19 protein-coding genes are annotated in these 23,728 nt (G+C 55.3%); 10 read left to right on the forward strand and 9 right to left on the reverse strand.

All coding sequences use genetic code 11. From position 1 onward, the window contains the following. Positions 1–128 precede the first annotated feature (128 nt). The 3 genes from ADICEAN_RS07070 to ADICEAN_RS07080 all read left to right on the forward strand — a co-directional run bounded on the left by ADICEAN_RS07070 (position 129) and on the right by ADICEAN_RS07080 (position 3,653). Positions 129–2,051, forward strand: coding sequence for a RecQ family ATP-dependent DNA helicase (locus ADICEAN_RS07070; protein WP_009194878.1), 1,923 nt, complete (start codon positions 129–131; stop codon positions 2,049–2,051). A 7-nt stretch (positions 2,052–2,058) separates the two neighbouring features. Then, complete coding sequence (locus tag ADICEAN_RS07075; RefSeq protein WP_009194879.1) at positions 2,059–2,658, forward strand: biliverdin-producing heme oxygenase; 600 nt, start codon at positions 2,059–2,061, stop codon at positions 2,656–2,658. Between the two features lie 167 nt (positions 2,659–2,825). Beyond that, positions 2,826–3,653, forward strand: coding sequence for a hypothetical protein (locus tag ADICEAN_RS07080; protein WP_009194880.1), 828 nt, complete (start codon positions 2,826–2,828; stop codon positions 3,651–3,653). 66 nt (positions 3,654–3,719) lie between these two features. Here the strand turns inward: ADICEAN_RS07080 and ADICEAN_RS07085 are convergent, their stop codons facing one another. From ADICEAN_RS07085 to ADICEAN_RS07105, 5 genes are all read right to left on the reverse strand, one after another. Next, the gene (locus ADICEAN_RS07085) at positions 3,720–4,856 is read right to left on the reverse strand and encodes a hypothetical protein (protein ID WP_040396456.1); all 1,137 of its coding nucleotides are present in this window, start codon (positions 4,854–4,856) and stop codon (positions 3,720–3,722) included. Positions 4,857–5,398: 542 nt separating this feature from the next. Next, positions 5,399–7,270 (reverse strand): mechanosensitive ion channel family protein, encoded by a 1,872-nt coding sequence (locus ADICEAN_RS07090; protein ID WP_040396461.1) that lies wholly within the window; start codon positions 7,268–7,270, stop codon positions 5,399–5,401. A 99-nt stretch (positions 7,271–7,369) separates the two neighbouring features. Then, the gene (locus ADICEAN_RS07095) at positions 7,370–8,635 is read right to left on the reverse strand and encodes a hypothetical protein (RefSeq protein WP_009194883.1); all 1,266 of its coding nucleotides are present in this window, start codon (positions 8,633–8,635) and stop codon (positions 7,370–7,372) included. Then, entirely contained in the window at positions 8,598–9,665 is a 1,068-nt protein-coding gene (locus ADICEAN_RS07100) for a hypothetical protein (RefSeq protein WP_009194884.1), read from the reverse strand. Before ADICEAN_RS07100 ends, ADICEAN_RS07095 begins: the two co-directional genes overlap by 38 nt. Positions 9,666–9,728: 63 nt before the next feature. Further along, positions 9,729–12,047 carry a nitric-oxide reductase large subunit gene (locus ADICEAN_RS07105; RefSeq protein ID WP_009194885.1) on the reverse strand — a complete coding sequence of 773 codons (2,319 nt, stop codon included), beginning with the start codon at positions 12,045–12,047 and terminating at the stop codon, positions 9,729–9,731. A gap of 426 nt (positions 12,048–12,473) precedes the next feature. On the opposite strand from ADICEAN_RS07105, the gene ADICEAN_RS07110 reads away from it, so the two are divergent. The 7 genes from ADICEAN_RS07110 (at position 12,474) to ADICEAN_RS07140 (ending at position 19,010) form a co-directional block, all read left to right on the forward strand. After that, positions 12,474–12,986, forward strand: a complete 513-nt coding sequence (locus tag ADICEAN_RS07110; RefSeq protein WP_009194886.1) for a c-type cytochrome — start codon at positions 12,474–12,476, stop codon at positions 12,984–12,986. Between the two features lie 34 nt (positions 12,987–13,020). Next, on the forward strand, positions 13,021–15,033 hold the full coding sequence (gene nosZ / locus ADICEAN_RS07115; protein ID WP_009194887.1) for a Sec-dependent nitrous-oxide reductase: 2,013 nt from the start codon (positions 13,021–13,023) through the stop codon (positions 15,031–15,033). A gap of 92 nt (positions 15,034–15,125) precedes the next feature. Beyond that, positions 15,126–15,425 carry a hypothetical protein gene (locus tag ADICEAN_RS23180; protein ID WP_009194888.1) on the forward strand — a complete coding sequence of 100 codons (300 nt, stop codon included), beginning with the start codon at positions 15,126–15,128 and terminating at the stop codon, positions 15,423–15,425. Continuing rightward, positions 15,373–16,173 (forward strand): nitrous oxide reductase accessory protein NosL, encoded by an 801-nt coding sequence (locus tag ADICEAN_RS23185; protein ID WP_009194889.1) that lies wholly within the window; start codon positions 15,373–15,375, stop codon positions 16,171–16,173. Before ADICEAN_RS23180 ends, ADICEAN_RS23185 begins: the two co-directional genes overlap by 53 nt. Next, positions 16,157–17,437: a nitrous oxide reductase family maturation protein NosD gene (locus tag ADICEAN_RS07130; protein WP_009194890.1), complete on the forward strand. Its 1,281-nt coding sequence runs from the start codon at positions 16,157–16,159 to the stop codon at positions 17,435–17,437. Before ADICEAN_RS23185 ends, ADICEAN_RS07130 begins: the two co-directional genes overlap by 17 nt. A gap of 99 nt (positions 17,438–17,536) precedes the next feature. Beyond that, positions 17,537–18,238 carry an ABC transporter ATP-binding protein gene (locus ADICEAN_RS07135; RefSeq protein ID WP_009194891.1) on the forward strand — a complete coding sequence of 234 codons (702 nt, stop codon included), beginning with the start codon at positions 17,537–17,539 and terminating at the stop codon, positions 18,236–18,238. Between the two features lies 1 nt (position 18,239). Next, the gene (locus ADICEAN_RS07140; protein WP_009194892.1) at positions 18,240–19,010 is read left to right on the forward strand and encodes an ABC transporter permease; all 771 of its coding nucleotides are present in this window, start codon (positions 18,240–18,242) and stop codon (positions 19,008–19,010) included. A gap of 130 nt (positions 19,011–19,140) precedes the next feature. Here the strand turns inward: ADICEAN_RS07140 and ADICEAN_RS07145 are convergent, their stop codons facing one another. The 4 genes from ADICEAN_RS07145 to ADICEAN_RS07165 all read right to left on the reverse strand — a co-directional run. Next, entirely contained in the window at positions 19,141–19,704 is a 564-nt protein-coding gene (locus ADICEAN_RS07145; RefSeq protein WP_009194893.1) for a hypothetical protein, read from the reverse strand. Positions 19,705–19,947: 243 nt separating this feature from the next. Continuing rightward, positions 19,948–20,487: a 6-carboxytetrahydropterin synthase QueD gene (locus ADICEAN_RS07150; protein WP_009194894.1), complete on the reverse strand. Its 540-nt coding sequence runs from the start codon at positions 20,485–20,487 to the stop codon at positions 19,948–19,950. Between the two features lie 110 nt (positions 20,488–20,597). Beyond that, on the reverse strand, positions 20,598–21,797 hold the full coding sequence (locus ADICEAN_RS07155) for a proline dehydrogenase family protein (RefSeq protein ID WP_009194895.1): 1,200 nt from the start codon (positions 21,795–21,797) through the stop codon (positions 20,598–20,600). A gap of 335 nt (positions 21,798–22,132) precedes the next feature. Next, positions 22,133–23,728: TSCPD domain-containing protein (locus tag ADICEAN_RS07165; protein WP_449384783.1), on the reverse strand; the 1,596-nt coding region annotated here is incomplete at its 5' end.

Here is a 23,728-nt window from a genome sequence, read left to right on the forward strand (position 1 = left end):
GGAATTAATTCCCTCGCTACTAGCTACTAGTACCCGCTACTATTACTGCTACCCGCTAGGTTTGCTTTTGGGGAGTACTGTGGCGCATCCACAATTTTTCTATCTTTAGCGGTAGATTCTCCTTCTGCATGCAGCCAACACCGCACCACATCCTTCAGCACTACTGGGGCTATACGCAGTTTCGTCCCCTGCAGGAGGACATCATTGCGGCCGTGCTCCAAAAGAAAGATGTGCTGGCGCTCATGCCCACCGGCGGTGGCAAATCGCTCTGCTTTCAGGTGCCGGCCCTGCTGCAGGAGGGGGTATGCCTGGTGATCACCCCCCTGATTGCCCTGATGAAAGACCAGGTAGAGCACCTCAAAGCCCGGGGCATTCCCGCAGAGGCAGTCTATTCCGGCATGAGCAAGCGCGAGATTGATGTAGCGCTGGATAACTGCGTGTACGGCTCACCCAAATTTCTCTACCTCTCGCCCGAGCGCCTGCAAACCGAGCTGCTGCAGGAGCGGGTCAAGCGCATGACCATCAACCTGCTGGCGGTAGACGAAGCCCACTGCATCTCCCAATGGGGCTATGATTTCCGGCCGGCCTATCTAAAGATTGCCGAGTTTCGTCAGTTGATTCCCGGGGTGCCCTGCATTGCCCTTACAGCTACCGCTACCCAGCAGGTGGCCAAAGACATACAGGAAAAGCTGGAGTTTGGCCACAAGGGGGTGCTGTTGCAGAAAAGCTTTGCTCGGGAAAACCTCTCCTACAGTGTGCGCTGGGAAGAAAACAAGCCGGCCAAGCTGCTGGAGATCCTGAGGAAGGTGCCCGGCACAGCCGTGATTTACCTGCGCAGCCGCAAGCAAACCCAGCTGGTAGCCAAAACACTGCGCCAATACGGAATTTCGGCCGATCATTACCATGCCGGCCTGCAGCATGAGGAGCGGGTGCGCCGCCAGGATGCCTGGATGCAGGGCAAACTGCGGGTAGTAGTGGCTACCAATGCCTTTGGGATGGGCATTGATAAATCGGATGTGCGCCTGGTGGTGCACCTGGGCCTGCCCGATACCCTGGAGGCTTATTACCAGGAGGCCGGTAGGGCCGGACGGGATGGCAAAAAAGCCTATGCCGTGGTGCTGGTGGATCAGCAGGATGTAGACGGGCTGCGGGAGCGCATCCGGCAGGAATTTCCCGAGCCCGAGGTGCTGCGCCATACTTACCAGGCCCTGGCCAATTACTACAAGCTGGCCATTGGCAGCAGCCAGTTTTCTTCCTACGATTTTGAGCTGGATGATTTTGCCCGCACCTATAGCCTGGAGCCCAACCAGACCTGGCATGCCCTTAAAAAGCTGGAGGAGCAGGGCTTTATTCAGCTGAGCGAAGCTTTTTTTGCCCCTTCCCGCCTGCATGTGCTCCTATCTCAGCAGGAGCTTTACGCCTTTCAGATCGCTAATGCCGGCATGGAACCCCTGCTCAAAAACCTGCTGCGCATCTACGGCGGCGAGATTTTTAGCGGCTATACCCGCATATCCGAAAATGAGCTGGCCCGGCAGACCAAATGGTCCGTTAATCAGGTGCGCCAGCAGCTGGATTCTCTGCAGAAGATGGATGTGATTGCCTATGAACCACAGCGGGACAAACCCCAGCTTACCTTTCTTACCCCCCGGCACGATGCCGCCAAACTACCCCTGCAACTCCGGCAGCTGGAGGAACGTAAAACGATAAGCCTGCAAAAAGCAGAAGCTGTTATTGATTATGCCGAGCAGGAGCTGATCTGCCGTACCCGTTACCTGCTGGATTATTTCGGTGAGCTGGACTATGAGAAATGCGGCATTTGCGATCTGTGCCTGCTGCACAGGGGCGAGGGCCAGCACGATGAAAAGGTGTTTCGCTACCGCCAGCAGATCCGCACGGCCATAAGCCTTAAGCCCCATAGCCTGCCCGAGCTTGAAAAAGCCCTGGATGCCCATGCGGCCAATAAAAACATTCTGCTGCACACTGTGCGGCTTATGATAGACGAAGGCAGCCTGAAATATACCGAAACAGGGGCCCTTACGTTATCTAACTGATATACGAATGATCACACACCAACCCGATATCCTGGACCGCCTGCGGGCCGAGACCCGGCCCCAGCACGACCGTCTGGAAGAAGTAGCCGCCTCCGACAAACTGGCTAGTGGCAGTCTTACGCCTGAGGAGTACACCCGCTTGCTGGAAGCCAACTACATTGCCCACCGCCGCCTGGAGGGGGCCATCCGGCAGGTAGCCGGTATGGATAGCCTGGTAGCAGACCGGCAGAAACAGGCCCTGCTGGAGCAGGATCTGCGCCAGGCCGGCATTGATCCGGAAGCGGTCTGGGAAAAGCGAAAAGACCTGCTGCCCCATGCCGAGCTGCAGGGGAGCCATCAGGCGCTGGGTGCCCAGTATGTAATGGAGGGCGCTACCCTGGGAGGGGTTGTGATATTAAAGGCGTTGCACCAGCACCCCCAGCTGCAGTCCTATCAGCCCTTTCACTATTATGGCTGCTATGGAGGCGATACCGGCCGGCAGTGGAGCGGGTTTAAGCAGCTCCTTCGCCAGCAGGTGCAGGATACAGCGCAGGAGAATGCAGTGCTGGAAGGCTGTCGCAGGGCCTATGCCCTGTTTGAGAAAGCATTTTTAGCTGTACAGATGTAAGGGATATGCCTATTTGGATGAGCATCCGGTAGGATTTTTGTGTAAGCTTGTAGGTGCTTTTTTGTGCTGCAGGGGGGTATGGTAACTATTTTTTGCTGCTGCCTAAACCTGCAGCCAGTCGGCACATCTACTATAGTAGGCAAAACAACAACCAAACTTCTCTCCTTATGCACCTATTCAAATCCTCTCTTTTGCTGGCGGCAGCCCTGCTGGCCTTTGTTGCATGCGATCGCCAGGACCCTGAGCTGGACCAGGCGGAAGCTACCTCTGCCATGGGCGAGGCCGAAAGCAGCGCCCTGTATGATGATCTGGATGTGATGACGGCCGAAGCAGTAAGCAGTGCCGAAGCGGAAGGCGAACGCCAGCTTAGCAGCCTGTCGGCCATTCCGGCCTGTGCTACCGTAAGCCGTAATGCCGATACCCGTACTATTGTACTTGATTTTGGCAGCGGCTGCACCGATGCCCGCGGGGTGGTACGCAGCGGCAAAGTGATCATTGCCCGCACGGGCCGTTACTTTCAGCCGGGCAGCACCATAACCACCACATTGGAGGACTATACTGTAAATGGCATTGCCCTGGAGGGCACCCGCACCCTAAGCAACATTACCAGCAGCAGCACAGCCAGTCCGCAGTTTTCGGTTAGCCTCAGCGGAGGTAAAGCAACCTGGCCCGATGGCAGCAGTGCCGAGCGGGAGGTGAGCCATATCCGCACCTGGATCCGCGCTACAAACCCTCTGAATGATGAGTGGCACATCAGTGGCACTGCCAGTGGCCGCAACCGGCAGGGGCAGGAATATGCCAGTACCATTACCGAAGAACTGGTGATCAAGCTTTCCTGCATGAGCGAAGGGGTATTTGCGCCCTCCAGCGGGGTACAGCTCATTACCCGTCCTAATAAGGCCACCCTTACCCTGGATTGGGGCGCCGGCAGCTGTGACCGTTCCCTGGTTGTAAGCATGAATGGCCGCAGCCGTACCATTACACTGGGCAGATAGTAGCGCTTTGCTCATTAGATTCTGACCCTTCCGGACAAAGGCACAGCCACTGGTTGTGCCTTTTTTTTATGGATGTCCGGGCTGGTCTTTTAGCCGAAAAAAGCAGGCGGGCGCAGGCAGTTTAAAGGCCGTATGGCTAAGGGGGAGTGTGATTGGCTCCTTTATTTTTTTCTTTTTTTCGTTCAGCACCTGCAGGATGCCCGCGTTAACGAGTGCTGCCAGTGGGGCCAGGACATCCTGCGGCAACAGCTCCTGCTGCAGCAGGGCTTTGTAAAGTTCCTGATTGCTCCATTCCGGCTGCCGGGCCAGCAGTGCCAGCAAGCGATCCTGCAGATTGGCCGGCGCAGCAGGGGATGGGGGAGCCGCAAACAGCCCAAGCTGATCGCCGGTTTCCATCTGCTGCACTTCCCGCTGCTGCAGTTTTTGACGAGCCTGTAGCATTTTTTCCATCATCAGGGCATCCTGGCTTAGGCCAAAAAGCGCCAGCGAATTTGCCTCGGGCTGCTGGAGCAGGGCAAAATGCCCGCAGGTATCCATCAGCTTCTGGCGCAGCTGTTCCAGCAGAAGGGCAGGGCCGGGTGCTTCCTGAGCTTCGGCCAAGGGGGCTGGCAGGTGTGGGGCCAGCCAGCGGGCGAGTGCGGCTACCGCTTCCGGCAGGGGTTGCCTGCCGGGCAGGCCGGCTGTATCCTGCACCGCCGCCAGGGGGAGCAGCAGGAGCACATCCATGCGCTTGGGCAGCAGCTGCAGCAGTTCTGGCAGGGGTGGCAGGGAGATCTCCAGCGGGTCCAGCAGCAGCAGGTTGCGCTCGGCAGCCGGCTGGCGTAGCAGCTGGGCCTGTAGCTGTTTGAGTACCTCCTGCCAGGTGGCTGTGCTGGCCGCCAGGGTAGCTGTGGGGTTTCTGCGGTTGAGCTCCTCCAGCTGGGGCAGTGCCCGGAGAAGCAGCCGGTCCTGCTGCGGGGCATATAGCGAAAGGCTAAGGGGCTTAAGCGGGCGCTTCTGCTGCAGCAGGAACTGGCGCTGCAGCCGCAGGGCCTCCAGTACCATGTAGGGGAGGCCTCCGCTGGCATCCGGCCTTAGCGCCCAGGTCCCACTAAACCAGCCCCAGAGATTGAGCCGGCTTACTGCTCCCATGCCCGTAAGCAGCGGCAGGTACTGGTACAGAAAATCCTCCAGCAGCTGCCGGCTGTGCTTTAAGTGAAGCAAATGGGGGGGAGGCAGGCGTTTAGGCTTAGGCGGCATTGGAGCAGGTAGCGTCAGGCAGGAGCAGAATTTCCCAGTTGGGCTAGCAAAGATAGGGGGTGATTGCTAATAATTTTAGTTTGTGTAGGGTTTTGGCTGAGAATATTCCTGTACCTGGGCTTAAGGTAGCAAAACAGCGTGTACGGCCCTGTTTTTGATGATGGATACTTGGGAATGGAGCTCCAATGGCTGCATCCAAACATGAGTCATCCCGAATCTTGAGACAGGCTAATAGGATTGGAAAATTTAGTTTATATATCATCTTCAAGAAGATATGGGGTCATCCCGACGACAGGAGAGATCTGGGAGACGGCAGATGCCTGCCTCTACAGCCTCATGGATCTCTCCCCTAACTTAGTATGACAGTGTACCTTATAGAAAATAGCTATGAAATCAGCTTCCAGGTCCATATTTATGATAGCATAACCCCAAAATTCGGGATAACTCAAGTTTAACCTGTTACAATATAGCATCTTAAGAGGGGCATCAACCACCACTATACCTTTCTAGCTGTTCTGGGGCTGGTCTTTGCTGATCGTTTCTACCCGGAAGGATGGAGCCTGATAGTCCTTGGGCAGGTAGCTGGGAGGAATGGTAACCGTATTGCCATCGCGCTGTGCCCGGTAGTGGGGCGACAGGATCTCAACACCCCCTTCATTAAAGGCATCCTGTATGTTGCGGTGCAGCTCGGAGTAAATGGCCGCCATACGGTTGGGCTGATCAGAATAAACATTGAGCTGGTAGGAGACATAAAAATCTTCCAGCCCTGTCTGTAGCACAAAGGGGGCTTTTTTGCGCATCACCCCAGTGGTACGCCTGGCGGCCTGCGTCAGTAGTTCATGCACCTGCCGCCAGGGCACATCGTAGCCAATGGTTACAGTGGTGTGCAGAATTACGCCCAGCTCCTGGCTGGAGGTGGTATAGTTAACCGTATGGCCGGACAATACACTTGAATTGGGTACGGTAATGTCCTCATTTTTTGTAGTGCGCAGGCGGGTTACCAGCAGCGTTTTTTCCACCACATCTCCGGTTATATCGCCTATCTTCACCCGATCGCCAATGCGGAAGGGGCGCATGTAGGTGATTACCAGACCTGCCACAATATTGGAAATGGCCGAGGAGGAACCCAGCGAAAAGAGTATACCCAGAAACACCGATACCCCCTGAAAGATGGGCGAATCGGAGCCCGGCAGGTAGGGAAATATCACTATGAACATGAACACATAGAGCAAAAAGCGGATGATCTCAAAGGTGGGCATGGCCCAGTCCCGGTAAAAGCCGGTAATGGTAAGGGCGCCACGCTCTACCTCTGTGGCAAAAAAGTGCAGCGCCTTAATGGTATAGCGGGTAAAGATAAAGATCACTAGAATGGTAAAGAGGTTGGGCAGGTAGTTGAGGATGCCCAGTAAAATGCCTTTAACCGGTGCCAGAATCCACTGCAGCAGCACCCCAGACCAGGCCTGGGTTTGCGGAAAAATACTGAACAGCAGTGGCAGCGCCAGGTACAGGGCCAGCAGCACCACCCCTATATAGCTCCAGCGCAGCACCAGCAGGGCGGCATTGAGCTGCTTGCGGGTATCAAACAGCTGGTAATCCTTGATGCGGATGCCCTTCAGGTACTTGTTGCGCCGTTTGAGCAGCATCAGCTTTAGCCAGCGGAAGAAATTGTGCAGCAGCCGCAGGATCACAAACAGACCCGCTAGCAGCAAAAGGGTTAGGCCGGTTTCAATCAGGATCATGCGCAGGCTGTTCTGCTCCTTGTGCAGGTCTATGGCGATGCGGATGCGGCTGGCATACTCTCCGGCGAGGGACTTCATATCCTTCTCCAGCCAGAGGGCGTCCAGCTCGGTAATGCTCATCAGGATCAGGCTGCGCCCGTGCAGGATATCGATGCCTGATTCTGTTTCGGCCAGTTGGATAGAGTCTGGCGTGTAGTCCCTGCTTTTATAGAGCTTTTCAATCCGTTCGGAGATGGCCCGGGCGCGCTCCTGCACATTGAAGGAACCCACCTTGGTGAACACAAAATAGAGGGTATCGCCAAAGGGGGCAACCGGAAAGCCCTGGGTAGTTTTGCGCAGCTCGGCAATGCGGCTGAGCTTTTCGGCATTTTGCAGGGAATCTTCCAGCGTGATCTCCCGCAGGCGTGCTTCAAGCTCGCTGCGGCGGCTGCTGTTTTCGGAGCTTAGCCGCTCTATTTCCTTTTGCAGTTCCTGCCGACGGAGCGAGTCCAGCAGCTGCTGCTGTTGCTTCTGGCGAAGCAGCTGGGTGGTTTCCTGCAGCTGTTGGTTGAGCAGCGAGTCGGAAGCTGCTTTTTCCTGGGCCCTGCCGGGCAGACAAGGGAGCAGAAAAAGCAGCAGTATAGAAAGGAGGCGGATCATGCGGGATGGATTGATGCGGCTAAGCAGGCAGGCCTGCACTACAAAGTAGGCAAAATACAAAAAGCCCCTCTATATTTTGATGGAATTTATGCCCCCTTCTTACCTATACCCCTGCCCAGCCTGGCCTGATGATCCTCTGGTTCGGGCCGAGCGCATCCCCAGTACCGCCAGGCAAACAAACATTGCCAGCGAAAGGTACAGCATGCCCCGGGCATAGACCGGTGCCAGCAGGGGAGTAAACCCAGGTATATACAAGCCGGTAAGCAGCAGCTGGCTGCCTATAAAGGCCAGCAGAAAAAGGTAAATAAGGATGCGGTTGGCCGGATCGGGCACCAGCCAGCGACGCCGGAATCCCTCAGCCAGCAGCAGGGGGCTTACTACACCCAAAAAGATCAGGTGCAGAAAGGCAATGATAAAATTACGGTTGCTAAAAGCCAGATCAGAAAGGGCCGGCAGGGCAGCTACCAGCTGCAGCACATTTTTGAGCAAAAAGGCCAGCGCGGCAAACAGGAGCAACTGTTTCACTAGGGGGGCGAACCTCCGCCAAAGGTCTTTGGAGGCAGGCTGCAGCGAGCGGTACAGAAAATAGCAGCCAGCCAGCTGCAGTACCCCTGCCAGGGCGGCCAGTGCATAGAGCCATCCCTGTTGCTCGGCCCACAGCACCGAAAGGCTCAGCGATAAGAAAACCCCCAGCGTAAAGAGCAGCAGTGCGGCGCTGGCGGCAGCCCGGGCAATGCGCATGTCCTGTACGTCCAGGTACTGGTACAGAAGCGCCAGCAGGGCAAAAATAAACCAGCCATTGTACTGAAAATGCAGGTAGTAGTAAATGGCTCCGTAGTACCAGGGGCTTCCGCCCATGCCGTTCACCATCATGGGACCCAGGGCAAAGGGGCCCAGGCTGCTGATGATCATAAAGAAAAGCCCCAGCTTCAGGTAGCGGCGCGCCACCTGGCTGCGGCTCTGCAGGCGCTTCCAGGCCCCTGCGGCAAAGGCCCAGGAAAAGAAGATATGCAGGGTAGAAAAGACAATGCTCTCCCGCGCATAGCCCTGTATGGGAAAGAAAATAAGCATGCCCACAGTAGCGATCTGGGTAAGCCAGAACAGCCGCATCAGCCCCCTTTGCTTTCCTTGTGGAATGAAGTAGAGCAGAATCAGCCCAAAGAGCGCATTGTAAACCCAGCCCAGAAAGGCAATGTGGGAGTGCGCATGCAGAAAATGCTTGTAGGTAGCCCAGGCGGGTGGGTCTACAAACAGGTAGCGCAAAAAAGCTCCCAGCGCCGCAGTCACTACCAGAAAGAGAAAGCCCAGCCCAAAGGCTGTAGCCGGCTTATACCACCATTTTTGCTGTACGCTTTCGCTGCTCATAGATCAGGATGCTCGCTATCGTCACAAAATAGAAAAGAATTGCCAAAGCGCTCAGCAGACCGCTCCACTTTCTGGCTTCCGGGTCCGACAGCCCATCGGCAAACAGGCGCAGCACCAGCGATCCCTGCAACAGCGCAAGGGGTACATACAACAGCCAGTGGTAGGGTTTGATCAGAAGGCCCGCCACCGCCGGCAGAATAATGGGGCCATGGGCAAAGATCATGGAAAACACAAAGCCCAGAAAGAACGCATGCAGCACCGCATCATACATGAGCGGAAGCCCATCATCATAAAACAGCAGCCCGCCGCATACCACCAGCCAGCCATAGCCCAGCAGCAATGCCCTGCCGCTAAAGGCAGGCAGTGCACTTTTGCGGGCCGTTTTTCGGGCAATATCGAAACGCAGCAACCATAGGGCTGCACCAATCAGACCGACGCCCAGCACCCAGCGGCCCGGGCCATGATAGGGCAGCAGCACCCCGGCCACACACAGGCCCAGGGCCGCAAACAGCAGCCCTTTTTGCCAGTTTCGCACGGGCAGAAAGCGGCTAAGCTCCAGCCGCTCGCCACTAATGGTCAGCAGCAGAAAGAGTACCCACCAGAAAACAGCCATGGGGTACAGATCAAAGCGCAGCAGCAACACATTGCCAATAAGCCAGCAGGCAGCCCCGCAGAGCATTACCCACATGGAGGCATCGGACTGTCGCTCCAGCAGGCGCCAGAAAATAAGCAACAACCCCAGGCTGCCCCCTATCAGGCAGGCATAGGCAAGCTGGGGAAAGCCCAGCAGCAACAGGGGCAAACTGCCCACATTTACTACCGGTATGGCATAGGCCCACCACTTTTTGAGTACCACCGCCCGCTCCAGAATGATCAGCGAACCCAGAAAAGAGCCCACCATCAGGGCGCCATGGTCGGCCACCCCCCGGCTGACGGGGATCTGCCAGCCCAGCCGGATCAGGCCCGACCACAGGGCCAGCCCCAGGGCCAGTAGCAGAAAGGGCAGGAGCAGCAGTACCTTCTTATTCATGGCATGCAGGTAAAAAGATAGCCTTCTGAACTGTGCAGAAGGCTATCCGGGATTTATATGATATTACACAACAAGTTCTTCTTCTCGTTCGGGCTCCATCTCCCGGGGAGGTTCCGCTTCAGGCTGTGGAGGCGTCTGAACCGGTCCGCTGCCGGCTTTAGGTATGCCTATGCGCAGCACAAACCAGGCCAGGATCACCACCCCTACGGAAAAGACCACATCGCCCGGTACCCGCATCCAGCGCCAGATCTCCAGGATATCGCTCTGCATAAATTCGGCGGAGCGGGCGTACCACAGTCCCCACTTTACCGATGCCCAGGTCTGGATAAGGCCAATGGGCAGCAGGCTGAGCAGCGCCATCAGGGCAAGGCCCCAGTTAATGCTCCAGAAGGCCCATTTCAGGGGGCGCTCGGGCCAGGCAATGCTGCGGTTCATGCCCCGCAGGGCAAACAGCATCAGGCCAATGCCCAGCATGCCGTATACCCCAAAGAGGGCCGTGTGGCCATGCAGCGGTGTGGTATTAAGGCCCTGCATGTAATAGAGCGCAATGGGCGGGTTGATCAGGAAGCCAAAGATGCCGGCTCCCACCAGGTTCCAGAAGGCTACGGCCACAAAGCAGTAGATAGGCCATTTGTAGGTTTGCACCCAGGGGGTGGCCTTGCTCAGCTGCAGGTTGTGGTAGGCCTCAAAGCCGATCAGGATCAGGGGTACTACCTCCAGCGCGCTAAAGGTGGCGCCAAGGGCCAGTACCGCCGTAGGCGTGCCGCTAAAGTACAGGTGGTGAAAGGTGCCGATAATGCCGCCAAACAGGAAGATGATGGTGGCAAAGATCACACTCTCGTTGGCCAGTTTGGCGCGCAGCAGTCCCAGTTTCACAAACAGAAAGGCAATGACCACGGTGGCAAATACTTCAAAGAAGCCTTCTACCCACAGGTGCACCACCCACCAGCGCCAGTACTCGGTAATGGCCAGGTTGCTGTGGCGGCCCCACATAAGGCCGGCGCCATAAAAAAGGGCAATGGCCGCCGAGGACACCACAAACATGGCCAGCAGGTGCTTGTTCTCGGCCTGGTTCTTAAAGGCCGGCAGTATGGCCCGCACCATCAGAAACAGCCAGATAAAGAGGCCGGCAAACAGGAAGATCTGCCAGAAACGACCCAGATCCACATACTCCAGCCCCTGGTGGCCAAACCAGAAGTTAGCCTCCAGGCCCAGTTCCTGCATTACGCCAAACCACTGGCCCACCATGGAGCCCACAACTATAATGAGTAGCGCCACAAAAAGGATATTAACACCCAGTTTCTGGTAGGGGGGCTCATAACCCGATACGGCCGGCGCTATGTACAGGCCCATGGCCAGCCAGGAGGTGGCAATCCACAGAATGCCCAGCTGTACGTGGTAGGTGCGGGTAAGGGAGTAGGGAAGCCAGTCGGCCAGCGGAATGCCGTAGAGCCCGTTGCCTTCTACCCCATAGTGGGCCGTGGTGGCACCCAGCACTACCTGCACCACAAAGAGCAGCGCCACTACCCAGAAGTATTTGAGCGTAGCCTTCATGGAAGGGGTAGGCACCAGGTTCAGCAGGGGGTCGTTCTTGGGCAGATCCGGGTTGATCTCTTCCTCTTTGTGCGAGGCGTAGTAATAGGCCAGCAGCGCTACCCCTGCCAGCAGGATAATGACGCTAAAGCCCGTCCAGATCAGCAGGGTAGAAGGGGGGCGGTTGGCCACCAGCTCCTCGGCCGGCCAGTTGTTGGTATAGCTTACCTCGGAGCCGGGGCGCTCGGTTACGCAGGCCCAGGCCGCCCAGAAGAAGAAGCCGTTGATAAGCCTGCCCCGCTCCGGATCTTTAATGGTATTGTCCTTAAGCGCATAGTGCTCCCGCAGCTCGGCCAGGGCCGGATCATTCATAAACAGGCCGGTGTAGTGCCGGCTGTTGTCGGATATGGCTGCAGCCCGCAACTCCGATACGGTAAGGGTGCCGGTGGCCTTGTCAAAAGTATTTTTGCGCAGCTCTTTCTGCAGGCGGGCCTGCAGGCCTGCTTTGGCTTCCTCATCCAGCTGCTCGTAGCCGGCGGCATAGTCCCGCTGCGCCCAGGCATTGAGCATGAAAAGGGCTTCGCGGTGCAGCCAGTCGGCCGACCAGTCGGGGGCTACATAGGAGCCGTGGCCCCAGACGGTGCCTACCTGCTGCCCGCCAATGGATTGCCATACGCTCTGGCCATCCAGGATTTCGGCTTCGGTAAAAAGCACCTGGCCCGAGGGGGTAACGATTTGCTTTGGAATAGGGGGTGCTTCCCGGTAGATCTCCCATCCGTAAAAGCCCAATACGGAAAAGGAAAAGATAATTACCGCTGCAAAGCCCCACCATAATTTTTTGGTACTCATGGGGTAATGGATAAAGGTGGTTTAGTATTGAGATTAAATGAATGTGTACGCCAGCGCATATCTAAAGGAGAAGCAGGTGCAGACACAGCCAGGTGAGCTTCCCTACTTGTTTCGCCCTTGGGGCCCTGAGAGGATAGCTCCTTAAGGCTTATTCCTAGAGTGCTTCCTCCGGTTGGCAGAAGCCCTTGGGCAAAAACTGACCTACGTCAGCTTTTTAACACCTTCTTTTTCTGCCTGAGGACCCTTTCCAGCCAGTAGGGGGCTTTTCTCCTTTCAATGCCTCAAAGTTCAGCAGGACCCTATTTCTAAAACATGATATTAATCATGAATAAAAGAGATAAATGTCTTTTTTTCTGCTACTCTTCCAGCCTAGTTTTGTATCATCCAAGGGGCCGAAATGCCCCGAGACGTTAAACACTAAGCCTTATGAAACACGAACTGACCACACCGGACACAGCAAGCAAAAGAATTACCCGCCTGAGCAGCCTATTTGTACTGGCGCTGGGGTGTTTCTTCTTTATAAGCTGTTCTTCCGGTACCGACAAGAAAGCAGAGTCGAATGCCGGCGCCCCTGCCGCAGTAGCAGAGCCGGTAGATGATGGAAAGGGTATAGGCCCTGTAAAACATGTAACCCTGAGTGAGCTGGACCCCCAGCTGGCCGAGCAGGGTAAGAATCTCTATGAAGGAAAATGTTCTGCCTGCCACCGCCTGGATGGCACCAAGGTAGTAGGTCCCGGCCTGGCCGGCATTACCGACCGCCGCTCACCCGAATGGATCATGAACATGATCATCAATCCTGAGGAAATGACCAAGAAGGACCCCACAGCCAAAAAGCTGCTGGCCGAGCACCTTACCCAAATGACCAACCAGAATGTAACCGAGCAGGATGCACGGGCCATGCTGGAATATTTCCGCCAACTGGATGCTTCCGCAAACTAATACCAACCCTTATTACCATAAACACCATTGTGCCATGAGTACAATACAAACCTTAAAAACCAAGCTACCCAAAGCAGCCCTGCTGGCATCCATGGCAGCCCTGCCCTTTATGCAAAGCTGCGACATGGGCGACCGTGCCACCGCACAGGCCTCTATGATGAGCAGCGATGCCGCCTCTAAAGTATATGTAGAGCCCGGCAAGCACGATGAGCTGTACGGCTTCCTGTCAGGCGGCTACAACGGCCAGGTATCCGTATACGGCATTCCGTCCGGCCGTCTGCTTAAGATTGTGCCGGTATTTACCCAGCATGCCGAAAATGGCTATGGCTACTCCGAGGAGTCCAAAGCCATGCTCAATACTTCCTTTGGCAATGTACCCTGGGATGACCTGCACCACCCCAAACTGAGCCGGACCGATGGACAAACCGATGGCCGCTGGCTGTTTGTGAATGGCAACAATACCCCCCGCATTGCCCGCATTGACCTCTCTACCTTTGAAACCGTAGAGATCCTGGAGATCCCCAACAGTGCCGGTAACCACTGCTCTCCCTACCCAACCAACAACACCGAGTATGTGGTAGCCGGTACCCGCTTTAGTGTACCCATCAATACCGATGGCACTCCCGCCGAAGCAGGCCTGGATGAATACAAGGAAAAATTCCGCGCCTCGCTTTCCTTTATTAAGGTTGACAAAGAAAGTGGCGACATGAACCTGGACTTCCAGATCATGATGCCCGGCTTTGACTATGACCTGGCCAATGGCGGCAAAGGCCCTTCTGAAGACTGGATCTTCTTTACCACCTACAACACCGAGAAAGCCGGCACGCTCAAAGAAGCCGGTGCTTCCCAAAATGATAAGGACTTTCTGGCAGCGGTGAACTGGAAACTGGCCGAGAAGTATGTGAAAGAAGGCAAGGCCAAAGAAATGCCTGCCAACTACTACCACAACAAGCTGGACAAGAACAGCCACATTGCCAAGTCTGAGGTGAAGAAAAGCGTACGCTTCCTGGATCCTGCCGACTGCCCCGGTATGGTATACCTGATTCCCGTGCCTAAATCACCACACGGTATTGATACCGACCCCTCTGGCGAGTACATGGTGGTAAGCGGCAAGCTGGCCTCTGTGATCCCGGTGCACTCCTTCTCTAAGATGCAAAAAGCCATCAAGGACAAAGACTTTATTGGCGACGTAGCCGGTATCCCCATTCTGCGCTATGAGTCTGTGCTGCATGCCGAAGTGAAAGAGCCAGGCCTTGGTCCCTTGCACACTGAGTTTGACGGCAAAGGCAATGCTTATACCTCCATGTTCGTATCATCCGAAGTGGTGAAATGGAGCCTGAAGGACTTTACCGTGCTGGATCGCATTCCGGTATACTACTCCGTAGGTCACCTGGTAATTCCCGGCGGCGATACCAAAGATCCCTATGGCAAGTACCTGATTGCCATGAACAAGATCACCAAAGATCGCTACCTGCCTACCGGTCCTGAGCTGGCCCACTCTGCGCAGCTGATCGATATCAGCGGCGACAAAATGAAACTGCTGCTTGACTTCCCCACTGTAGCCGAACCACACTATGCCCAGGTGATCCATGCCGATAAGGTGGCGCCCAGAAGTGTGAAGTTCTACGAGCTGGAGAAAAACTCGCACCCCCATGCGGTGAAAAAAGAGTCTGAAGCACGGGTAGAGCGCAAAGGCAATGTAGTACGGGTGTACCAGACGGCCATCCGCAGCCACATGACCCCTGATAACATCGAAGGCATCCATGTGGGTGACACGGTGTACTTCCACGTAACCAACCTGGAGCAGGACTGGGACGTACCGCACGGATTTGCCATCATGGGCGCTACCAACGCCGAGTTGCTGATCATGCCAGGTGCTACCCAAACCCTGAAATGGGTGCCCACCCGCCCCGGCATCTTCCCCATGTACTGTACCGACTTCTGCTCTGCCCTGCACCAGGAGATGCAAGGCTACGTACGGGTATCGCCTAAGGGAGTAAATACCCCCCTTAAGTACTACACCGGCGAGCAAAAACCGGCCCTGTAACAGCTGTTCACTAAAGGCAGAAGCGGTCTAGCCGCCGCTTCTGCTCTTTTTTCCTGTTTCTCTGGACTACTACCCTTTAAACTACCACGGTCATGAGCCAATTCTCAAGAATTTTAATGCTGCTGGCAGCGCTCTCCATGAGTATGCTGTTTTTCTTCCCCCTGTGGAAGATCTACCTGCAGGCGCCGCAGTATCCCGAAGGCCTGGAAATGCACATCTGGGTAAATAAAATTGGCGGCGATACCGAGTATACGCTGCAAAACTTCAACATCCTGAACCACTACATTGGCATGCGGCCCATTGATGCCGAGGCTTTTCCGGAGCTAAAGATCATGCCCTATGTGGTGTACGCCCTTATGCTCCTGGGCCTGCTGGTGGCCCTGCTCAAATAAATGGTTACTGGCCGGCTGGCTGGGCCTGCTGGCAGTGGCCGGAGCGGTTGGCCTGCTGGACTTCTACCTCTGGCTGAGAGAGTTTGGTACTAACCTGGATCCGGCTGCCCCCATCAAAATTCCGGGCATGACCTATATTCCCCCCTTTATAGGGCCCAAGCAGCTCTTAAACTTCCATGCCCTCTCCCTGCCCGCCATGGGCAGCCTGGGAGTGGCCATACCCATGGCACTGGCAGGCTTTGCCGTATACCTGGACTTCTTCCGTAAAAAGCGCCGCATCCTTAACTCCCGGCAAATGGCCTATATGCTGGGCATAGGGGTAACGCTGGCCTGCCTGCCCGGCTGCAGCGTAGAGCCTCAGCCCATTGCCTACGGACAAGCCGGCTGCGAGCACTGCAAAATGACCATTACCGATCCGCGCTACGGTGCCGAAATTGTAACCACTACCGGCAAAGCCTTTTTCTTCGATTCCATCGAATGCATGGCCGCCTACCTGCAGGAGCAGGAGGGAATGCTGGAAAAGGCACAGCTGCTGCTGGTAACTGACTTTAAAAACCCTCAGACACTCATAGACGCCAACACCGCCACTTACCTGCAAAGCGAGCAGCTGCCAAGCCCCATGGGCCTGTATCTGACAGCGCTGGCCGAAGGGGGTGCTGCCGAAGAACTGCAGGCCACCTATGCCGGACGTACCCTAAGCTGGAGCGAAGTACTGCAAGCCGTAAGGAGCCATGAGACCGCTTTTTAGCCTGGAGCAACCAATAGGCTTCTCCCAGCTGCGCAGCCGCTTGGTGGATGTGCTCCTGCTGCTGCTGGTCTCTGCCTCTGCAGCCCTGGCAGCCGATCTGGAGGTGGGCCCCAGGGCCCGCTACACCACCATAGCCGCAGCCATAGCCGCAGCCCAGCCCGGCGATCGGGTGGTGGTGCAGGGGGGCGTGTACCAGGAGAGTGGCCTGCAGATCAACAAAGCCATCAGCCTCATTGGTAAGAATCAGCCGGTGATTGATGGAAATATGAGGGGCGAGATCCTGACCATTACCAGCAGTGGGGTGGTGGTAAAGGGCTTTGTGCTCAAAAATGTGGAGGTAAGTTACCTCAAAGACCATGCGGCCATCCGGGTAATTGAGAGCCGCAACGTTACCCTGGAGGACAACACCATCCTGAATGCCTTTTTTGGCATTTACCTGCAGCGCTCGGTAGACTGCACCATCCGCAACAATACGGTGCGGGGCGAGGGTACCACCGAAACCGGCTCCGGCAATGCCATTCACCTCTGGTACTGCGATAGCAGCCGCATAGAGGGCAACCGGGTGTCCGGCCACAGGGATGGCATTTACCTGGAGTTTGTAAAGGAAAGCAGCGTAAGCAGAAATTTGAGCGAAAACAACCTGCGCTACGGACTGCACTTTATGTTTTCTGATGGCAATGCCTATCGGCACAATGTGTTTCGCAAGAATGGCGCAGGGGTGGCGGTCATGTATACCCGCAACATTGTGATGGAGCACAACACCTTTGAGCAGAACTGGGGCAGTGCCGCTTATGGCCTGCTGCTAAAGGAGATCAGCCGAAGTGTGATCGCCCATAATACCTTTGTGCGCAACACCACCGGCATTTATATGGAGGGATCTTCCCGGCTGGATATCCGCCAGAATAACTTCCGGGAAAACGGATGGGCCGTGCGCCTGCTTTCCAGCTGTGTGCAGGATACCTTTCAGCAAAACAACTTTATTGGCAACACCTTTGATATTGCCACCAATGGCAACTCGCAGCAGAACTACTTTGCCCAAAATTACTGGGATAAGTACCAGGGCTACGACCTCGACAAGGATAGAGTAGGGGATATTCCCTACCGGCCCGTAAGCCTGTACTCCATGGTGGTAGAGAAAGTGCCCCCTTCCATCATGTTCATGCGCAGTTTTATTGTAGACCTGATGGATGCCATGGAAAAAGTATTCCCCTCTTTTACCCCCGAGAAGCTGCTGGACGAGCAGCCCTCGATGGTACGGTGGTAAGGGGGCAGTGAGTAGTAAGTAGTGGGTATTGAGACTAACGACAGAAGTGCGTCTGAAGGGCCTCTAACTTCTAGCTTCTAACATCTAGCTTCTAAAATCATGATAACGATAAAGAACTTAACCAAACGTTACGGCAAGCTCCAGGTCCTGAATGGGCTGAGTGTAGAGTTTGAGCGGGGGCAGGTAGTGTCCATCATCGGGCCCAATGGCTCGGGCAAAACCACCACCATCAAGTGCCTGCTGGGTATGGTGCTGCCCGATAGCGGCGAGATTTACATAGACGATGAACTGGTGCTGAAGCAATGGGAGTACCGCAGCAAAATAGGCTACATGCCCCAGATCAGCCACTTTCCCGAAAACATGAAGGTGCGCCAGCTTTTTGAGATGATGAAAGACATTCGCAAGGATGTGCAGGAGCTGGACGAAGAGCTCATAGGCCTGTACAACATTCAGAAAATGTGGGACAAGCGCCTGGGCGCCCTCTCCGGTGGCATGAAGCAAAAAGTAAGCGCCGCCCTGGCTTTTCTGTTCCAGCCCGACATACTGATTCTGGATGAGCCTACTGCCGGCCTGGACCCCCTTTCTTCCGAGATCCTGAAAGCCAAGATCCTGAAGGAAAAGAAAAAAGACAAGCTTATTCTCATCACCTCGCACATCATGAGCGAGATAGAAGAAGTAGCCGATGATATCATGTGCATGGAAGAAGGCAATCTGCGCTTTTACAGCAGCATTGCAGCCCTAAAGGAAGAAACCGGCGAAAGCCGGTTGAGCAAGGCAATTGCAAAACTAATGATGAGATAAGATGGAAAAGGTAATCAAATATGTGCTGTATGATATTTTGCGCAACCGCATTGTCATTGGCTATACAGGCTTTCTGCTGCTGATGTCCCTGGGGCTTTTTCAGCTGGAAAATGACCCCTCCAAGGCGGTGCTCAGCCTGCTGAACGTAGTGCTGCTGGTAGTACCCCTGATCAGCATCATCTTTGCCACCATCCACTTCTACAACTCACAGGAGTTTATGGAACTGCTGGTGGCCCAGCCCATCAACCGGCAAAAGATCTTCTACAGCGAGTACCTGGGGGTAGCCCTTTCGCTGGCTGCAGCTTTTGCCATAGGGGTAGGGGTGCCGGTGCTGCTCTTTGGCGGCAGCGGACCGGCAGGGGTGTACCTGATCAGTGCAGGCATCTTCCTCACTTTTATTTTTGTATCACTGGCCTTTCTGGCCTCGGTGCTTACCCGGGACAAAGCCAAGGGCATCGGCCTGGCGCTGCTGCTCTGGTTTTACTTCAGCCTGCTGTATGATGGGCTGGTGATGATGGTGCTCTTCTACTTCAGTGAGTATCCGCTGGAAAATGTTTCCCTGGGCATGCTGTCGCTCAATCCAATAGACCTGGGGCGGGTACTGGTGCTGCTTCAGATCGATGTGTCGGCGCTCATGGGCTATACCGGCGCGCTGTATAAAAGCCTTTTTAGCAACTTCACCGGCGTACTGTATGCAGGCCTGCTTATGCTGGCCTGGGTGCTGCTGCCGCTGATGCTCGCTAAACGGATCTTTATCCGAAAAGACTTATAGTTTGGCTTAGTGACTATAAGGGTAGTTTAAAAGGGAAACCCGCCAGTTGGTAGCTGGCGGGTTTTATGCTATAGGGTATTGCCTGATTGCAGATAGGGAAGCAATACGCTATGCGAAACATGAACAGCTGCTACCTGACCGAACCAAAGGATAGGATAGCCGCAAGCCCGTATACGCTGCGTACGGTATTGATATTCGAAAAAAGCGATATTCCCAGGCCAAAGCCCTTTGCAGGGATAAGGCTCAGCTCAGCCCTTACAGGCAGGCCCACGCCAAGGCTGGTCTTGGAGTCATACTCTTCTGTTGAAAAAAAGCCACCGGAAGTATGCTGTAAGTTGGTTCCCCGTATAGTACCCCCCACCAGTCCAACCCCACCCAGCAGGGCTACATGCATGTTTTTTGTATGCTGGGCGGCACCGATCTGCGCGCTCAGTCCTACATAGGTTTCAGCAGGGTTGGGTCCAAAGAGGGTAAACTCCTGATGGATATCCAGTGCAAACTTATACTGTTTACTTTCCTGTAGCACATTTACATCAGCCAACAGGCTTATGCCGCCATCAACAGCCTTGGTGAAGGTGCCATAGCCACCAAGCCCTACATTCAACCATACCTTCTTCTTGTCGGGCGTCAGTTCCTGCCCAAAGGCGGTAGGGGCTGCAGTAAGGAATGCCAGAAGTAAAATAATCGTTCTCATGCCGTATGAGCGCATCTTGATATAAGGGTAGTCTGCGCTACTACAGGCAAAGCTATCGATTTTTATAAATAATTTATGTTTTTATTAAATTATAATTGTACAGATAGGGGCCACTTCCTTTTAGTGTACCTTTGTGTGCGTTACTTCTGGGAGGAAGGCTATGGATCATGTTCATAAAAAAAGCCTGGCTGCATAGCCAGGCAGAGTGAAAAGCCTTTGAGCTTCAAAAGTGAGCACTACTTTTCACCAATGTGAGGTATTTGCTTTGGAAAGGGAGTCCATGATCAGCGCATGGTTTACTTCCGGCTCGTTTTCTTCATCAGCATAGCCAAGATAGGTATTGTCCGCCGAGTTCCATTCCATGTAGGTTGCATCGGTTTCGGACAGGCGCAGGCTGTGCAGGATGGCGCCGGGCGGCAGATGCTCCAGCAGGGTAGTGCGGATATCCAGCAGCAGGTTTTCGCAGGTGGGCTGGTAGGGGAGTAGCACCAGCTTTTTATCGATCTTCTTCCAGCTCTCGATCAGGCCGGCCGGCGCATCCTGGTGCAGCAGCAGAGCACCCTCCCAGGGTTTCACCACAAAGGCTTCGATAAAGCGTTTCAGGTCATCAAAATGCATGCACAGGCCTCCATGGCCTGCGGGGCCGGCAGCTTTTGGCGTACCTAGGAGGGTGACCCGTAGCTTATAATAGTGCGCTTGTATGGGCTTGCAGTGGCCATCGGAGGCCTGCAGGGCGTAGGAGGCATAAAATGCACAGGTACGACTGATTCGGATGGTATTCATGTTGGCTATGGTTAACGTTGGATGGGGGCGAAGCAGCCCCGGTACATACTGCCTGTAATCAGTTGCAGTCAGTGCCAGCCTGCTTCCTGCCCCCTGGAAGCTATCTGCCTCTAGTTTAGTTTTCTTCGTTTCATTTCTTCTTTTAGCAGCGCCAGCTCCCGGCCCATCTGCCCGGCTATGGCGGTGTTTTCTTCTGCCCGGCGGATCAGGTAGGGCAGGGCCTTGTCAACCTCGCCATAAGGAAGGTACTTGGAGGTGTTAAAGCCTGCCCTGGCCATGGCAAAGGTTAGGTTATCGCTCATGCCGTAGAGCTGCGAAAAGTGCAGGTAGGGAATAAACGCCTGCAGCTGCCGCTGTTGAATTTCGCGCACCACCATCTGAATACTCTCCTGATTGTGCGTAGCCAGGCAAAGCTCAACCCGGGGCAGGCGCTCCAGGCACATGATTACCGCTTTATTGAAGCTCTCATCGGTTTTGGCTTTGGTAGGATATACCGGGCTGGTATAGCTGAGCTTTTCGGCACGCTCCCGCTCTTTTTCCCAGTAGGCGCCCCGTACCAGCTTTACCCCCGCCTGGTAGCCCCGCTCCTCGGCCCGTTGCAACAGGTCTTCCAGGTACTCCAGGCGATCGGTGCGGTACATCTGCAGGCTGGTGAATACCAGTACATCCTCCATGTTGAAGCGCTCCATCATCTCTTCGGTAAGCTCATCAATGGGGGCTTGTATCCAGCTTTCTTCTGCATCGATATAGATGTTTACATCAGAATCGGCGGCAAGTTCACAAATGGTCAACAGCCGCATTTTGGTACGCTCATACGATTGTTCTTCGGCATCGCTAAGCACCAGGCCGGCGGCTAGTTTTTCAAAGATGGCAAAACTGCCCAGGCCGGTCATCTTTACAGAGATAGCCCCGATGCCGGTGCTTTTTTGCGCCAGTGTTATATTATGTAGAATGTGGTTAAGGGCCAGCTCATAGCCTTCCTCTTTATCCTGTGCTTCAGCAGCGTAGTCAAGCACAGCGGCTATATGGTGGTCTTCCAGTTTGTCAATGACCTGTAGCGCTTCTTCAACCGACTCGCCTCCGCAGAAGTGTTTGTATACGGTGCCCCTGATCAGGCTCCTGACCGGCAGGTGCAGTCGCATGGCCAGCTTGCTGGCTGAGGTCAGGGCTTTCATCAGCAGGGGGTTGTTCATGAGGCGAAACAGCCAGTAGGCCTCCTTTACTTCACGGTCGCTTTTATGTGAAAAGGTGGCAGCCAGGTCGTTAAAGTCGGGCTTGGCCGGTAGAGGAGCAAGTGTAAGAGGTGCCATATACGCTATCGGTAAGATTAGGTAGTGGAGTGGAGAATTATGGGTTTTGCCCCCTAAAGATCGCATCCTGCAGCCGGCTTATACATGATTCCGATCACTCTAGAAAATGATTTCCATCAGCATGGACCGGCTTCTGATCGGCTGAAGGCCAGCGGTTTTCCATTCCGCCAGCAGGGGGCGAAGGGGCAGAAGTCTTTTAAGAGGACCTATTTTGCAACCAGAAAGACAGCCTCAGGAAAGCTCCTGAGGCTGTACTGTGTATAGTTAGCCAAATCAGAAAAAATGTAAGGAAAAGTGCCTGTGACTTTACTTACATTTAGTAAGTAGTTACTGTCTTAGCTGCAGCCCAGGCTGCTGCCGCAGTTTAAGCATTTGTAACAGGTGCCTGAGCGAATGGTCAGGTGGCCGCAACCGGGGCAGGCCGGCGCATCGCCCATCAGGCTGGCAAGGGCCTGCTGGGTCTGGCCGTAGAGCAGGCTGCTGCCTGCACCGGCACTGCCAGTGGTGGCTAGGGCCACCGGTGCTGGGGGTGCCTTGGCTACACTGGGTTGGGGTTGTTCTTCCGGTAGTGGTGTTGTTTGTACATGCACAAGATCGGTTCGCTGCAGGTATTCAAAGGCTAAGAGCCTGAAGATGAAGTCAAAGATGGAGGTAGCGTTTTTGATGTTGGGGTGGTCTACCTGACCGGCCGGCTCAAAACGGGTAAAGGTAAAGCGGTTCACATACTCCTCCAGCGGTACCCCATACTGGAGCCCCAGTGAAACCGAGATGGCAAAGCAGTTGAGCAGCGAGCGGAAAGAAGCGCCCTCCTTGTACATGTCGATAAAGATCTCCCCCAGCGTACCATCGGCATAGTCGCCGGTGCGCAGGTAGAGGGTATGGCCATCGATCTTGGCCTTTTGGGTAAAGCCGCTGCGCTTATCGGGCAGACGCTTGCGGTACACAATATCGGAGAGGGCGCGCTTAAAACGGGTATCCGGCGCCTGGTTGATGATGGCCTGCGCCGCCTGCAATACTTCTTCTTCCGTAAGCATGCGGGGCGAATCGGCATCGGCGGTTTCCAGGGGCTCAGGGGTGGGGGCTTCTTCCTTCTTCTCCTTGGCGTGGCTCAGGGGTTGGGAGATCTTGCTGCCATCGCGATAGATGGTGCAGGCCTTCAGGCCCAGCTGCCAGGCCTGCGCAAAGCAGTCGGCTACTGCGTCCACCTCCGTATCGTGTGGCAGGTTGATGGTTTTGGAGATAGCCCCGGAAATAAAAGGCTGCACCGCCGCCATCATCTGCAGGTGCCCGCTGGCTTTGATGTAGCGGGTGCCCTGGCCACAGGGGTTGGCACAGTCAAACACGGGCAGGTGCTCGGCTCTCAGATGGGGGGCTCCTTCTACCGTTCCGCTGCCGGCAATGTAGGCATTGGCTTCGCGGATCTGCTGCTCACTGAGCTCCCAGTGGCGGAGCAGGTCAAAGTCCGGACGCTCATACTGTGCCGGCGAGAGGCCCAGGCGCTGCAGGCAGGCATCTCCCAGCAGGTAGGGCGAAAACAGCCAGCGAATGTCAAAGGCGCCGGGCAGGGCAGCTTCTACCCGGGCAATTTCCTCGTCATTTAACCCTTTGGCGATCAGAAAAGCTTTGTTGAGATGGGGGGCGCCCCTAAAGCTGCCGCTGCCCAGCACATAGCGGATGATGGCCTCGCTTTCGGCAGGCCCGTAGCCCAGTTTTTTGAGAGCGGCTGGCAGGGCCCCGTTGATGATCTTGAAGTAGCCCCCGCCCGATAGTTTTTTAAATTTGACCAGGGCAAAATCAGGTTCTACGCCGGTGGTGTCGCAGTCCATCAGCAGGCCAATGGTGCCGGTGGGCGCCAGGGCTGTGGCCTGTGCGTTACGTCCCCCATTGCTCGCCGCCTGCCAGGGCGGCATCCCAGGCCTGGCGGGCAGCCT

Source organism: Cesiribacter andamanensis AMV16, assembly GCF_000348925.1.
GTDB classification, from domain to species: Bacteria; Bacteroidota; Bacteroidia; order Cytophagales; family Cyclobacteriaceae; genus Cesiribacter; species Cesiribacter andamanensis.